The sequence below is a fragment of the Sphingobium sp. LB126 genome, assembly GCF_002795205.1.
Classification (GTDB): domain Bacteria; phylum Pseudomonadota; class Alphaproteobacteria; order Sphingomonadales; family Sphingomonadaceae; genus Sphingobium; species Sphingobium chungbukense.
Genome location: NZ_NETV01000001.1, coordinates 521,697 through 535,169, shown reverse-complemented (window position 1 = coordinate 535,169; position 13,473 = coordinate 521,697). Strand labels below are relative to the sequence as shown.

The 13,473-nt window shown below is 65.0% G+C and carries 17 protein-coding genes; all 17 read left to right on the top strand.

Annotated elements, in window-relative coordinates; genetic code table 11:
- Positions 1-57 precede the first annotated feature (57 nt).
- The 17 genes from CAF53_RS02530 to CAF53_RS02450 all read left to right on the top strand — a co-directional run bounded on the left by CAF53_RS02530 (position 58) and on the right by CAF53_RS02450 (position 13,469).
- Positions 58-465 carry a hypothetical protein gene (locus CAF53_RS02530; protein ID WP_100237228.1) on the top strand — a complete coding sequence of 136 codons (408 nt, stop codon included), beginning with the start codon at positions 58-60 and terminating at the stop codon, positions 463-465.
- A gap of 170 nt (positions 466-635) precedes the next feature.
- Entirely contained in the window at positions 636-1,508 is an 873-nt protein-coding gene (locus tag CAF53_RS02525) for a hypothetical protein (RefSeq protein ID WP_100238662.1), read from the top strand.
- Between the two features lie 71 nt (positions 1,509-1,579).
- Complete coding sequence (locus CAF53_RS02520) at positions 1,580-1,789, top strand: hypothetical protein (protein WP_100237227.1); 210 nt, start codon at positions 1,580-1,582, stop codon at positions 1,787-1,789.
- Positions 1,790-1,958: 169 nt separating this feature from the next.
- On the top strand, positions 1,959-2,549 hold the full coding sequence (locus CAF53_RS02515; protein ID WP_100237226.1) for a DUF1419 domain-containing protein: 591 nt from the start codon (positions 1,959-1,961) through the stop codon (positions 2,547-2,549).
- A gap of 67 nt (positions 2,550-2,616) precedes the next feature.
- On the top strand, positions 2,617-3,855 hold the full coding sequence (locus tag CAF53_RS02510) for a hypothetical protein (protein ID WP_100237225.1): 1,239 nt from the start codon (positions 2,617-2,619) through the stop codon (positions 3,853-3,855).
- A 113-nt stretch (positions 3,856-3,968) separates the two neighbouring features.
- Complete coding sequence (locus CAF53_RS02505) at positions 3,969-4,613, top strand: antitoxin of toxin-antitoxin stability system (RefSeq protein ID WP_100237224.1); 645 nt, start codon at positions 3,969-3,971, stop codon at positions 4,611-4,613.
- Between the two features lie 82 nt (positions 4,614-4,695).
- Complete coding sequence (locus CAF53_RS02500) at positions 4,696-4,890, top strand: hypothetical protein (protein ID WP_100237223.1); 195 nt, start codon at positions 4,696-4,698, stop codon at positions 4,888-4,890.
- A 91-nt stretch (positions 4,891-4,981) separates the two neighbouring features.
- On the top strand, positions 4,982-5,626 hold the full coding sequence (locus CAF53_RS02495) for a hypothetical protein (RefSeq protein ID WP_242443368.1): 645 nt from the start codon (positions 4,982-4,984) through the stop codon (positions 5,624-5,626).
- Between the two features lie 114 nt (positions 5,627-5,740).
- The gene (locus CAF53_RS02490; protein WP_100237222.1) at positions 5,741-5,926 is read left to right on the top strand and encodes a hypothetical protein; all 186 of its coding nucleotides are present in this window, start codon (positions 5,741-5,743) and stop codon (positions 5,924-5,926) included.
- 75 nt (positions 5,927-6,001) lie between these two features.
- Positions 6,002-6,286: a hypothetical protein gene (locus CAF53_RS02485; protein ID WP_100237221.1), complete on the top strand. Its 285-nt coding sequence runs from the start codon at positions 6,002-6,004 to the stop codon at positions 6,284-6,286.
- A complete protein-coding gene (locus CAF53_RS02480) occupies positions 6,283-6,906 on the top strand; it encodes a hypothetical protein (protein WP_100237220.1) in 624 nt (207 codons plus the stop codon). Before CAF53_RS02485 ends, CAF53_RS02480 begins: the two co-directional genes overlap by 4 nt.
- 197 nt (positions 6,907-7,103) lie before the next feature.
- Positions 7,104-7,583: a hypothetical protein gene (locus tag CAF53_RS02475; protein ID WP_100237219.1), complete on the top strand. Its 480-nt coding sequence runs from the start codon at positions 7,104-7,106 to the stop codon at positions 7,581-7,583.
- 70 nt (positions 7,584-7,653) lie between these two features.
- Positions 7,654-8,127, top strand: coding sequence for a hypothetical protein (locus tag CAF53_RS02470; protein WP_100237218.1), 474 nt, complete (start codon positions 7,654-7,656; stop codon positions 8,125-8,127).
- 48 nt (positions 8,128-8,175) lie between these two features.
- Positions 8,176-9,843 carry an ATP-binding protein gene (locus CAF53_RS02465; protein ID WP_100237217.1) on the top strand — a complete coding sequence of 556 codons (1,668 nt, stop codon included), beginning with the start codon at positions 8,176-8,178 and terminating at the stop codon, positions 9,841-9,843.
- A 543-nt stretch (positions 9,844-10,386) separates the two neighbouring features.
- Positions 10,387-10,896, top strand: coding sequence for a hypothetical protein (locus tag CAF53_RS02460; RefSeq protein ID WP_100237216.1), 510 nt, complete (start codon positions 10,387-10,389; stop codon positions 10,894-10,896).
- 764 nt (positions 10,897-11,660) lie between these two features.
- Positions 11,661-12,182, top strand: coding sequence for a DUF736 family protein (locus CAF53_RS02455; RefSeq protein ID WP_100237215.1), 522 nt, complete (start codon positions 11,661-11,663; stop codon positions 12,180-12,182).
- 81 nt (positions 12,183-12,263) lie between these two features.
- Positions 12,264-13,469 carry a DUF2493 domain-containing protein gene (locus tag CAF53_RS02450; protein WP_242443367.1) on the top strand — a complete coding sequence of 402 codons (1,206 nt, stop codon included), beginning with the start codon at positions 12,264-12,266 and terminating at the stop codon, positions 13,467-13,469.
- The last annotated feature ends 4 nt before the right edge of the window (positions 13,470-13,473 follow it).

The following is a 13,473-nucleotide window of genomic DNA, read 5'->3' as shown; positions in this document are numbered from 1 at the left end:
TCTCCGCGCCGCGAAAACGCGCGTGCATCCAAAGAAATTCCAGAAAGGACCGACCCCATGACCTCCATTACCGACAATTGCTGGACCCTCCATTACACCATCGGTTCCATCGTCGTCGCCAAGGTCAAGTCCGGCGACACTATCCATATGCCCGGCGGATGCGGCGATCTGATCGTGGTCGGCGGGCGCGCGCCGAAACGGAAAGGAGATTGCGGCGGCGTCACCGTGCGCAATCCTGCCACCGATAGCACGGACAGCTTCGAGGTGCGTCCTGCCGCGATAGGCACCGTCTGGATCAGCGCCGCCGGTGGATGGGCGGAGCTTCCGCCGTCCCAAGAGACACGGACCACCCGGTATAATGCCGAGGCCGTGCAGCAGCAGATCGAACGCGACCGCCGGCGCCACCGGATCGGCATGAAGGAAGAGCGCTTGATCCATGCGCTGCTGAAGGGGCGGGGCAACTGACCGCCGGTGCCGAACACATCGGGGTAGCCGCCCCGCCACATTCCGGGCGACGCCCCAGCGTCCGAGCGCGTCCGACCACCTTGGATCATCCACTTCGCGGTGGCGGGCTCGACTCCCTCAAAATGCGGGGAGGGAAGGGGGAGGGTGGCCACGGACCATTGGAGTTCGTCATGCTCACAACCCGCTCCCAGCGCTGGCGCGACCGGCGCGCCTCGTTCGTGCCCGCCGCCAGCGAGATCGATCCCAACCGCTTGTCCGTCGACGTGATCGACACGCGGCGTCAGGCGACACCTTTCGTCGAAGCGCACCATTATGCCGCATCGATGCCAGTCTGCCGCCTTGCCATCGGACTCTTCCGCAACGGCCCGGGCGGCAGGTCGGAGCTTGCCGGCGTCTGCGCTTTCTCGGTCCCCATCAACAACGCATCGGTGCCGAAAAATGCCGGCCTCGCCGATCCTTTGTCCGCCTGCGATCTCGGCCGACTGGTGCTGCTCGACGACGTCGGCGGCAATGGCGAGAGCTTTCTCGTGTCGCGGGCCTTCCGTCTCCTGCGGCGCGAGCGTCCGGGAATTCTCGCCGTCATCTCCTATGCCGATCCTGTCCGGCGCATCGATGCGGACGGCCAGGTCTTTCTTCCCGGCCATGTCGGGCAGCTCTATGCGACCATGGGCAGCCGCTATGTCGGCCGTTCTTCTCCGCGAACCGACCTGCTCCTGCCCAGCGGCCGGCCGGTTTCGTCGCGCGCGATCTCGAAAATCCGCAATGGCGAGACCGGTGAGCGTTATGCGATCGATCAGATCGTGCAGGCCGGCGCGGCACCCCCGGCGTTCGGCGAAGACCGCGCTGACTGGCTCCAGGGCCTGGTCCGCGATGGCTTCCTGCGCCGCCGCCGCCATCCCGGCAACCATACCTACGTTTTTCCGCTGGTGAAAGCGGCCAAGCTCGCCTGCCGCAAGGTGCCGAGCCTGCCCTATCCCCTTCTCGACCGCGCTGCTTTGCAGGGCGACGTCACCGCACTTCCGCTCTTCAGCCTGGCAGCTTGATCTCCCGCATCACCGAAGATCGTCGGCACAGCGCCCCGGCCCATCTGAAATCAACGCTCTGGAGGACGAACATGACCAATCCGAAATATGTCATCGCTGCCCGTGTTGGTTCCGACGAAGACGAAACCGGTCATGAGCCGCTTCTGTTCTGGAATAGCCACGACGGATTTGGCTCGCTGGCCGCAGCAACGGTGTTCACCGAAGAGGACGCCCTGTCTTACGCCCTTCCGATCGCCGACGATCAGCCCGAGTGGGTCCAGCTTCCGGAAACCCCTTCCTGATCTCGGCCCGCCAAGGCGTTCGCACCGTCATCTCCACGCGAGGACCGGCCCGTGCCGTCCCGCTTGCGCCATCACCGGAGCGCCGACCCTCGCGCTCGCTGGCGGACCCTCAATCCAACAACCCCGCGGCACCGGCTTGCCCGGTGCGCGTCCTCGATGGAGATCCATCATGCGCATCGATCCGACCTACCTCAAGATCTTCGCGGGCGTGGCCTCGCATTCGTTCATGTATGAACTGCTGAACCTGCGCGTCGACGGAGCGCCCCAGGATCTCGCTTCCGGCGCCGCTTATGCCGGGCGCTGGTTCGAGATTCTACAGCATTCCTATTCCACGATGTTCGACGTCCTGCCGCCGCTACTCGCCCGCCCCGACATCTTCGCGCTGAGCGAACTGAAAGCCGGGAATGTCGGCTCGGTTTTCTTTGAAATTACCATCCACGCCCGAAGGCGCTGGTTCCACGGCTATTGCGATCTGAGCGACCGTGCCGCGCCCGACGCGATGCGAGCCGCGATCAATTTTTGGGAAACCGGTGACGCCACCGGTCTCTGCCGGGAACAGAAGCTCGACGCCATCTGGTCGGTCACCCATCCCGACTATCGCGGTGTGGCCGGCATCGTCACCAAGAGCTGGCCGCAGCAGCACCGCAGCGACCGAACGATCCTCTGTTACCAGCCCGGCGTCGGCACCGTCGTCACGTTTCTCGACAGCCTGACAGACGAGGAGATCGCGGCCCGGCTGCCACGCCGCGAACAGCGATAGCGCCCACGAGCACGACGCACGCCCAACCGGCATCCCGCTTCCAGCCTTCCCATGATGGAACCCCGATATGTCCGATGCCTTCGACCCCGCCGACGCGGGAACCTGGATCGCGCGTGGCCGCAAGGCACATCATGCCGAGGCGCTGGCCCACGCCTGGCAATGCTTTCCCGACCTGCCAAACGACGCACCTTTGGATGCGCGGATTGCCCGCACCCGGCAGCGCATCCAAATGCTGCGCCCCCTCCATGACGAAATCACCCGCGAAACCGAAGCGGAACGCCAGCGCAAGAATTTTGCCTTCGCCCAGCATCAGGTCGCCGATGGCAAAGACGATGGCCGCTATACCGTCATCCTGCACGCCCGTGACACCCATGGCTATGAATGGAACCCCGCCGTAGCCTATGGCGATGGCCATCACGCCGCGCGGGCGGGCTGGGATTTCCGGTTTATCGGCAATGAGCGTTCAAAGGACTTCGAACATTGCCGAAACGCCTATCGTCACGGATTTCGCGATGGCGGTGGCCAACCGGAAGACATTTTCGACACCGCGCGCCGCGCGTTCGCCGCTGTGCCGTCCGCGACGCTCCCGTCCGCGAAGATCAGCGTGCCGGACGCATCTTGCCCGCGCCCGAGCCAGTGGCCGAACCCGTCCGACCAGCCGGCCCCGACATCATGGCGTCGACGCCTTCTCGTTCTCGGCAGGGCCGAGCTGGACACAGGCGCCATTGGTCTTCTCGACCTTCTTCGCGCCATACCCGGCCACGACGGCGCAATGGTGCTGATTGCGGCGCCTGACGCCAGCCTGCGCTTCTATGACCTCCTGACCGGCTACGCCGATCACCTCGATGTCGGCCTGATTCTGCAGCAGGCCGCCCTCGATGACATATTGATCGCGGCCGATGGACCCGATCTCGCCACCATCGACGCCGCTGCGCATCGCTTGCCGATCGTCCGCAATATGGAACGCACGCGCAATTCCGCCCTGCAGCAACGCGCCCAGTTCCGCATCTGGCTCGCCCGTGGCCGCGCGCCGGGCGATCAGTTCGCGGCCGGTCATATCCGCTGGGGAAAAATGGCTGCCGGCCTGTCCGGACGCCTTGGCGGTTTCACTGCCCGTTATGCCGGCCCCGCCCAGCCGAGCGGCCACCGGATCGTGATCGAGGACGCGAGCGGCGCACCCGCACAGGGCTATCGATCGGCTGGTGGCGATCCCCTCGAGCCCGAGATCGTCATCACCAATCGTGCCCATCTTCGCGCGTGCATGACCGCCCAATTGCGCAGCTTCGCCGCCGGCCTCCGCTTCTAGCAGCCAGCCCGACCGCGGCCCGCAACGTCGCCGCCACGCCGGAGAGGAGGGGGTGGCGATTGCAAGGGGCGCGCCGCCGCGCGTCCGTTCCACCAACCGGACTGGAGACCACCATGCCACAGGTGATCGAAACCCTTGTCTATCGTCTCGACGAACTCGACGAATCCGCCCGCGAACATGCCCGTGACTGGTATCGCACGATGCCGCTCGACAGTGACTGGTATGAATCCCTGTTCGAGCACTTTGAAGATATCTGCAACATCCTCGGCGTATCGCTCGCCACGCAGTCCGTCCGACTCATGGGCGGCGGATCCCGCGAACAGTCGAAGATCTACTTCTCCGGCTTCTGCAGCCAAGGCGATGGCGCCTCCTTCGTGGGCCAATATCGCTATGCCCGCGGGGCCGCCCAGACAATCCGCGCCCACGCGCCGAACACGTCCGAGCTTCATGCCATCGCCGATCGCCTTCAGGATGCCCAGCGCCGCAACTTCTACCAGCTCGGCGCATCGATCGAGCATGCCGGTTGCTACTACCATGAATATAGCATGCGGATCGACGTGCGCCGTGACAGCCAGACCGGCCAGGACCTGAGCCTTGCGGACGAAGAGTTGGTCATCGACGCGCTGCGCGACCTCGCACGCTGGATCTACCGCACACTCGAAACGGAATTTGATTTTCTGATGGCCGGCCATCAGGTGGACGAGGCGATCCGCGCCAACGATTTCACCTTCACGGAACGCGGACGCCGCTTCGGCTGAGCCCCAAAGAGCCGCCGTTTCCACGCATGAGCGGCCTGCACCGCCGGCGCGTCTTCCCCACCCAAATCCAGGATACCCACAGATGACCGACATCGTGACCGCGCTCCTCAGCCTGCGCCGCCTTGCCCGGGCAGCCACGCAAGACGAACTCGATGCCGCGCGCATGGAGGCCGCTGACATTCTGGACGATGCCGGATGGGAGCGTTCGGCCCGGGCCGTGCTCGACGTCCTCGGTCGACCAGTCTCCGCCTCGAACGACCAACCGAAATTCTCCTGACAGCCACGGGAAGGGGAGGTGGTGGGGCGGAGTCGGCGGGCGCTGCGCGGCAGCCGTTCGACCCGTCGAAACCCATTCGGAGGATCAAGCCATGACGGTTCCCAATCATGCGAGGCGATATTTCGACGCTCTTCGCGCCGCTGAGGCAATCAATCCCGGCGCGCTCAGGCATTGCTATGGCATCGTTCTTCACCATCGCCGCCAGTGGTGGCTTGTCGAATTCGCCGAACTCGACCAGACACCGATCGCCGCGCATCGGCTCACCGGGAGCATGACCCCCGCCATGACCGATTGGCTGCGGCGCGAAACCGGCGATCCGCGCCTTTCCGCGAACATCTCCGGGCTGCGTCCCGACACCAAATGCTGGTCCGGCGAATTTTCCCGCTTACCATCGAGCGAAGACCCCAATGCCTTCGATATCGACGCCCATCCTTGGGGCAGCGACGCCGGCGAACTCGAAACCCGCCTCGCGCGCACCCTGATCGACGGCTCGGTCAACGATCTCCCTGCCGGCTTCACGTCCGTCCTCAGCGCGCTTCCCGAGAACGACGAACCGGTGCTTGCCATCCGCTCCAGCGGCTATGTTTGCGCGACCTTCGAGCTGCTCACCGCGCGCTACATGCCCGACTATCGGCCGCGCTCGCCGTGGCGCGACATTTCGGGCGACGCGGTTTCGGACAGCGGCAGCGATATCCTCGCGTGGCGACCGGCACGCGATTGGCTGATGCCGAACTGATCTGCCGGTCGTTCAGAAACCATCGACCAAAGCGCACACCGCGCATGGGCGGCGACTCCAGCGGCTTCGGCCGGCCGCCCCTCCGCGCCGTCGGCGTCCTTCAGGATATCCATCATGCATAAGCTCTCCCCGCTGCGGGCGCGCCTCGCGTCCTTCGAGCATGCCTATGCGCTCGCCTGGCAGCTCCGCCGGTCCACCGGCCGGAACCAGTTCATCGTCCGCACCGGCAATCCCCTCCAGCCGGTCCGCGTGGTCGACAGGCCACCCAGCGACGGTGCCATCGTCATGGCGCTCCTCTGAGCGCCCGCACGAAATCCTATCACCGGCAGCAATGCCCGATCGGCAGCCAGCTTCCGACCATCAGGAGCCAACATCATGGAATCCCGCTCATGCAAGCGCTGCGGCGCAACCGTCTGGGGCGAGCGTCTGTCCGACGAAGAGGATCTCTGCGAAAAATGCGACGCGCGCCAGCGCGCCAGCCGCTGGAATCCTCGCCCCCACCCCGACTTGTCGGCCACCGGCCGCAAAGCCTATTTCGCCGGCTATAGCGACGGCTTCCACGGCGCACCCTTCGGGGCGGGCGATGACGGCTCGATCGGCGCATTCTCCGATTATCGGCCCGGCTTCAATGACGGTCGAGCGGATGCGACAGCCGTTTGAGCGGCAAGCATAGCACGACCCACATCGGCCCCGCCCGAGCGGCTTGGGCCGCCCACTTCATCGACAAGGAATATATCATGCTGAACCCGTTCCAGCGTGCATGCGCAGCCGTCTTTTCGGGCGGCGATTTCTCGCATGTCGAAACTATCCAGCAGGCGCGCGACATGCACGATACGCTGTTCACGTTCCTCATGATCGAGCTGTCCACATCGGAAGACTGCAACAGCCGCGACGAGGCCATCCGCAGACTGGAGGCCGCCGTCGCCGATATCGAACAGGTGATCGAGGCCGTGCGGCACGCTGATATCGCAACCATCGGCGAGGCGGACGCGCGCATGACCTCTCCGGCGCGAACCGTGACTCTCGAATTCCTGCCTCAGTCATGGGTCAACGATTATGCGGTCGCACTCGATATCGATCATCCCAATCGCTGGACGATCCCGCTTTCGCTGCTGCTCGAACGCTTCCCGACCGAGCAGGACTGGCGGGATCACGATGAGGATCGTGATCAGATGCGCTACGAGGGGGCTTCCCCGACTTGGATCAGAGACTGGTCCGGCCCCTTCGAGATCGACGTCGCCGATGGGGAAGATCCCTGGCCGAAAGCCGACACCGAATAGGTCCGGAGCAATCCCAAGCAGGCGCCGCGCCCCCGCGCGCGCCGGGCGCATCCACCGCCGCGGGGAGGGAAGGGAGTGGTCGTATCGTGGGCGGCGCTGATGCCGTCCCTGTCGGCGCAACGCCCGACGCCGTTGCCGCCGACACCCAACCAGCCGCCCGCACACGCCGCGGCGCGGCCAGCAGGAGAACGACCGCCATGACCGTTATCGGGCACAATATGATCCGCAAGGTCGAGAGCTTCGAGGGCTATGACGTCCTTGCTCATCCACTGCCCGACCGCGACGATCGCGTGTTCCATCGCGACGAAACTGATGCCTACCGCGTATCCGTCACCTATGCCTCGCACGAGATAAGGATCGCACGGCCCACCGCCATCGGGTCCGGGGGACGCCTGGCGATCCTCATGCACCATGGCGGCGGCCGCTATATCCTCGAATTCTACGAAAGCGCCTTGCCGATCGGCGCCGCGCTTCTGACGCTGCCGGAACGCGAGCAATATGCGCTCGCCTACGCGATGTTCAAACAGGCAGACGAATGCGCTGCCGGCGCCCGTGCCGACGAAGCCCAGCTTTGGGCCACCGCTTTCGTCGACGGCCGCATCCGCAAACGCCGGCGCAACGGGATGCGCCGCGTCTTCATCGAATCCCCTGACGAGAAAATGCGCCGGGCTTCCTAGTCCCGGCCGGCACCAGGACGACCCACCCCACACGCCGCAGGAAGCGCGCGCAAACACGATCGGACTCCCCATGCGCAACATCATCTTTCACTTCGGAGCAGCCGGGCACCCGGTTAGCTGGATACTCCACGCAGTCTATGGAGCGGGCTACGGCATCGCGCTCGCATCAGCGAAACACTGGCACGAGCGCATGGTCAGCGACCACCGCATCCACAGCGAGACGCCCCCGGGCGGGCAGTTCGTGGTCGAAATCAGGAATGGCTCGTCGGTCCGATCCGACCTGTTCTTCGACGCCGATCATTTCAGGGAGCACCAGGAACCGCACGACCAGTCATGGCTCTGCCAATTCCAGGGCTTCCCCCTCGACATCCCGGATTCCGTGAAAGCCATCGCGACGGAAGCCCTGCGCACGCGATTGATCGATATAGGCTTCCTGATCCCGCGCGCCGAATGGGAAGTCCGCTATCCCGAGCAAGCCGACTATCTGCGCCAGTTCCGCGCGATGCGGTCGGCCTCCCGGTCCGACAGCGGGAGGGGAGGATGAGGGGCGGTTGTGGGCGGTGATGGTGCCGCCCGCAATCGGAGCATCCCTATGGGCCTTCCAGCCACAATCCGCACGAGCATCGCCCCGGAGGCGATAACCAAAGTTACCCGCCTGTTCAACGGCACCGTCGCCGACGTGCTGCACGAGCTGCTCCAGAACGCCCGCCGCGCGGGTGCCAACAACATCGAGATCGAAACCCTCGATCTGGACGGCCGCCCCACACTCTGCGTCCGCGACGACGGACACGGCATCGCCGATCCCGCCGTCCTCGTATCGCTTGGCCGCTCCGGCTGGGACGAAACCACCCGGCACCGCGAGGATCCGGCGGGTATGGGCGTGTTCAGCCTTGCCGGCCGTCATGTGGAAATTCGGTCCTGCCCGTCCGGGGCCGCCACCGGCTGGCGCATCGCTATTCCATCCGACGCATGGGAAGCCAGCGCTGAAATCCGGGTCGAGCCCTTCCCGATCACGGTGGGGACCGAGATCATGATCGATCTGCCCGAGGCCTGGACCACTGCGCTGGATGGCGCCGCCGCAGCCGCCGCGCGCTTCTATCCGCTCCCCGTCAGCCTCAACGGGAAAATCCTCCCCCGGGAGGATTTCCTGACCGGCGCTGCCTACGTCGAATTCTGGGGCGGCTGTCGGATCGCTGTCTACCGGTGTCGCGCAACGCCGGCTTCGACGGAACGCCGCATCAATTTCCACGGGGTGACGCTCCCCGTCGCGCTCGCCGAGGTCAGTGAGGCCCATGGCCCCGGATGGAGCGCCAAGGTCGATATCGTGAACGCACCGGATCTCCAGCTCGTGCTGCCGGCCCGCAAGGAAATGGTCACCAATGATGCGCTCGAAGCGCTGCGCACCGCTTGCCTCATCGCCATCTATCGCTGCATCGCGGACCAGCCCGAGCACCGGCTGCCCTACGAAAATTGGCGCGAGGCCCGCACGCTCGGCATCGATATGCCCGAGGCCGCCTGCTGGCTGCATCGTTGGAAACCTTCAACGGCGATGCCGTCGGGCCGCGAGCTGGGCAAGCCAGTGAGCGCAGAGCCCATGATCATCGTCCCCTTCGAGGACGCCGATGCCGAGCAATGCGCTGCACTCGTCCTCACCGACATCGACCTGCTCGGCGCAACCCCCGTCCGCGACGAGGACAGGTTCATCGGCTATAGCTGGTATGACCGGCTGCCACGCGTCCTCTACCTCAATTTCGAAGTCGAGATCGACGGCGCGACCCACGAATATCGTCCCGATCCGTTGCCACCCGAGCTGCCATCGGGCCGCGTCCCGGCAATCAGACTGAATCTCGAAATCGCCACCACCGGAACAGGCGCGGCGACCATCGAGGAGCGGACATTCCCGCTTAACGTCCTGGTCTGCAACAACGACACCTACTGGGTCGAAGAGGCACTGATCTTCGTTGCCGACGGTGCCGACGTCACACCCCGCCACCTCGCCCACCTCCTCGAAGAAAGCCTCTTCTCGCCGGACGACGACGTCGACTGCGATAGCTGGGAGACCCAGCGCGACGATTTCGGCCGCGCAGCACGCGAGCGTGCCAACAGGCTCCTGCTCGGCGAAGACGAGGCCACCGTCGAAGCATTGCGCGAACAGCTTTGCGACAAGGTCGCCTGGCTCGTGCCCCAGGGCAAGGTCCTAACCGCCACCATTGCCGAGCGCACCGTGTCGCTGGCGCTGGCCGACGCCCCGACTGCCTGATCCCCCCGAAATCGGAGATACTCATGCCCATCACGACCACCACCGGGGACGTCGCCCGGTCCCTTCACGCGCCCGCTCACGACACTCTCGAAACACTGGAGATCGCGCTGAGCGAGGACGAGATCGCCAACGCCACGATCCTCGAATTCGACCCCGAGGCCACCGTGTCTTTCTGCCCGCGACCGCCGCTTGGCGATGACGAAACCACCTTCCACGCGGTTCCCGGACATTATTACAGCCCTGCCACCTGGTCGCGCCTGGCGGCCCCGGAGCAGTCGGCGGGCGGCCGTCCGATGCGCTCACACGCTTCATCCGGCTGCGCGCCCGCGATCCCCGCTGACGATCGTCAGCCGCCTCCACGATCATCGTCGCCCGCTATGGGCACTCCTACGGAATGGCGCGCCCCTGGGCCGCCATTCCTTTTTTTGTGCCAACCGTCGGCCCACTCAAACCTCCGCCCGGCAAGGACACTTCCTGCCAAAATGAGAACTTCTCTCGTCCCCAGCCACTGGCGTTCCCCCTCGACTTCACGAATATCGCTCCATGGTTCGCCTGATCGAGGACATGGCCCGCACCCGGCTGCTTTATCCCCCGCCGTTGCCGACATTGCCGGCGATCAGCGTCATCGATATTCCGCCGCATTACGCCCGGCGGGACCTTCCGCTGGGACGCTATTATCCCGCGATCCTCGAAACGCAGGAAGAGGCCGCCGAGTTCGAGACCTTCCTTGCCGCCGAGCGGACTGCGCTGATCGCCCCCAACCTGTTCGATCTTCGACCGTCGCGTCTGGTTGCCGCCAGCATCACCATCGCCGTCTATCCTCCCCCCGAAGCGGGATGGCCTCATGTGCTGCTGTGCCATTTCCCCGCCGAGGAAGTCGCCCGCGTCAGGGAGCCGATGGTGTTCGCGCGGCAGGCCTATTCTATCGAGATGTTCGAGACCGAGGCTGGTCTTTCCCGCGCAATGAACCGCCTCATGGATACGGCCGGCCCGAATGGGGACGCCAGCATCGCGATCGTCCGTCCCTCCCATATGCAACCGGGGTTTGCCTAGCAGGGCACCGGTTCGCGGGAGGTTGAGCAGTCGGCGGCGGCGGTCGTGGGATGACGCGTCGTCGGGACAGGAGGGCGACCGGGGAGGGCGCGGGAGTAAGGGCAGGGCGAATGCCCGCCGAGGCGGGCACCGGGCTCTATCTCCGCTTCGCTCCGACCAAGCCCCTGCGGGTCTTGGCCCCTGACGGGGTAACGATCCCTTTCGCAGTCGCGGCAGCGATCCTTTTCGGATCGCGCGTCCCTTGTCGAGGCCGGGCGCGGCGAGGGCGCCGCACCCGGCATCACCCTCAGAGCAAGTCGATCATCGCACCCTGCGCCACCTCGCAGTGTCTCGGCGTGCCGGAGGCGGGTCGGGGGGGCAAGGGCTGCCTCCGCCCAAGTTCCGGTAGAAGAAAATGGGCCTGACGACGGGATTGCCTGATCCAAAGGTGTCGTCAGGCCCATTTTCTTCAACCTCCACTAGGGCGCAGCGCGACGTCCCTTGCCCCCCCGACCCGCCTCCGGCGCTTGAGCCACGGCGAGGGTGGCTCCGGGTGCGATGATCGACAGGCCGACCCCCTCTCTTCGGGCGATCAGGTCAGAATTGCCTTCGGCAATGCGTTTTTCGAGGGACCGCTATCGCGGTCAATTTTGACGGCTCAGGTTCACCAGGCACGATGAAAATCTGTCAAGTAATCAATGCAATAGATCGCTTGAAGGGGAGTGGGTAAAGAAGAGGTGCGGATGAGGAATAGTCCTTTGAAGCACTGATAAGGAGTAGTTGAGATGAACATGATGCGTCAGCCCAATTCGGTGAAGGTCGGTTCTTTCCGTAAGGTCGGAGACATCATTCAGGGATGGATCAGGACTTTTCACTTGAACGTCGATTACGTGCAACTGGTCCCCGCCGAGCAGCGCAGCGAGAACAGCCCCTCTTTCGAGGTGTGGGGCCAGAACGCGGCGGGCCATCTTGCCCATCTGGGCACCCTCTGGCCGCGCAAGACCCAGAAGGACAAGACCCCGTTCCACGGCGGTTTCGTGGATGACCGGGGCGCGCAGGGCGAAATGCAGGTGGCCGTGTTCGGCGACCTCAACACCGGCGCGGACATGGTGTGGCGTCAGGACGATTTCGGCGGCTCCGGTCGTCCGCAGTCGTTCGGTGGCGGTCAGCGCGGCGGACAGCGACAGGGCAGCGGACAGCGCGGCGGCGGGTTCGGCGGTTTCTCCGGCGGCAGCACGGCAGGCCCGAACGGGGAATATGTCGGCGGCAACGCGGGTGCCCCGTTCGATGACGAGGTGCCTTTCTGATCCGATCAGCAAGGCGGGGCCGGGGGAGCGCGGGAACGCTTCCCCGGACCCTGAACCGATCCCCGTCACGGAGTAGCACCCATGAGCACGAAACCAGCCTACAAGACCGTTAGCAACTTTTCCGACCTGCCGGAACTCTTCGCTTCCTATCCCGCCGCCGAACCGATGGTGTATGATCCGCGCATCGTCGCCGAAATGGACGAGCAGGACGCGGACGCCGAGGACCAGCCGGGCGAGCAATACAGCATCGGCGCGGAAGTCGAGCATATGGAGGAACGCGAAGGCTCCCTCATCACGCGCGGCGACCTTGCCCAGCTTCAACAGCGGTTGGAACTGACAGAGCCGTTCGCCGCGTCTTTCGGCGATCCGCTCCCCCTCACCGTCATGGCTTTCGGCGAGGAACCGGGCGAACATGACATGCCCGACCCGTTCGCGGCGCAGGCCGAATGCGGCGCCATCGTCTCAACCCTGTTCGACCTGTTCGGCGATACGCGCATGGAGAACCACGCCGCCGAGGTCGCATGGGGCTTCGTCAACAGCTTCCATTTCGTCAAGGACAAGATCAAGCGCGAAGAGGACCGGCTCGCCGCCGAACTCCTCGACATGACACGGCGCATGGAGCCGAGCGAAATCTTCAACAAGGAGCTTGAGGACTTGCAGCTACAATGCCAGTCGCTGGCCGAACGCCGGGCGTGCATGGAAGCGATGCGCGACTATGCCGCCGCCATGTATCGCGCTTGTTCGGGGCATGTCTGGACACCCTCGCGAGGCTCGCGCGCGTCCTACGCCACCGCAAGCTATATCTCCGCGCGGGACTTCGTGCGGGCGCGCGCGGAAAACCGCCGCGACCGGCACAACCCGAAAGGCCCCATCGTCGTGGTCTCCGGCCCGACCGACTGGCACGATTACGAACTCATCTGGAACCGGCTGGACCTCATTCTCCAGCGCATTCCCAACATGGTCCTTCTCACCACCGGACAGAAGAAGGGAGTCGATGCCGCCGCCGCGTCATGGGCCTTCGCCAAGGGGAGGGACTGCATCGGCTACGACTTCTCGACCAGCGGCAAAGGCAATGACAAGGCGTTTCGGCGCAATGAGCAAATCAACGAATTGACCATCGTTGAGGCGATCCTTTGCCAAGGCTCCGGCATTCAGGGCGACTTGTACGACCTGTTCAACCCCGAGACGGGGCGACAGGTGCCGACCCATTGTTTCTGGCGCGATCAGCAGAAGGTCATGCCGCCGATCGAACGCCCGCGCCGGTTTGGCCGGTCATCGAGCCGCTGACAGC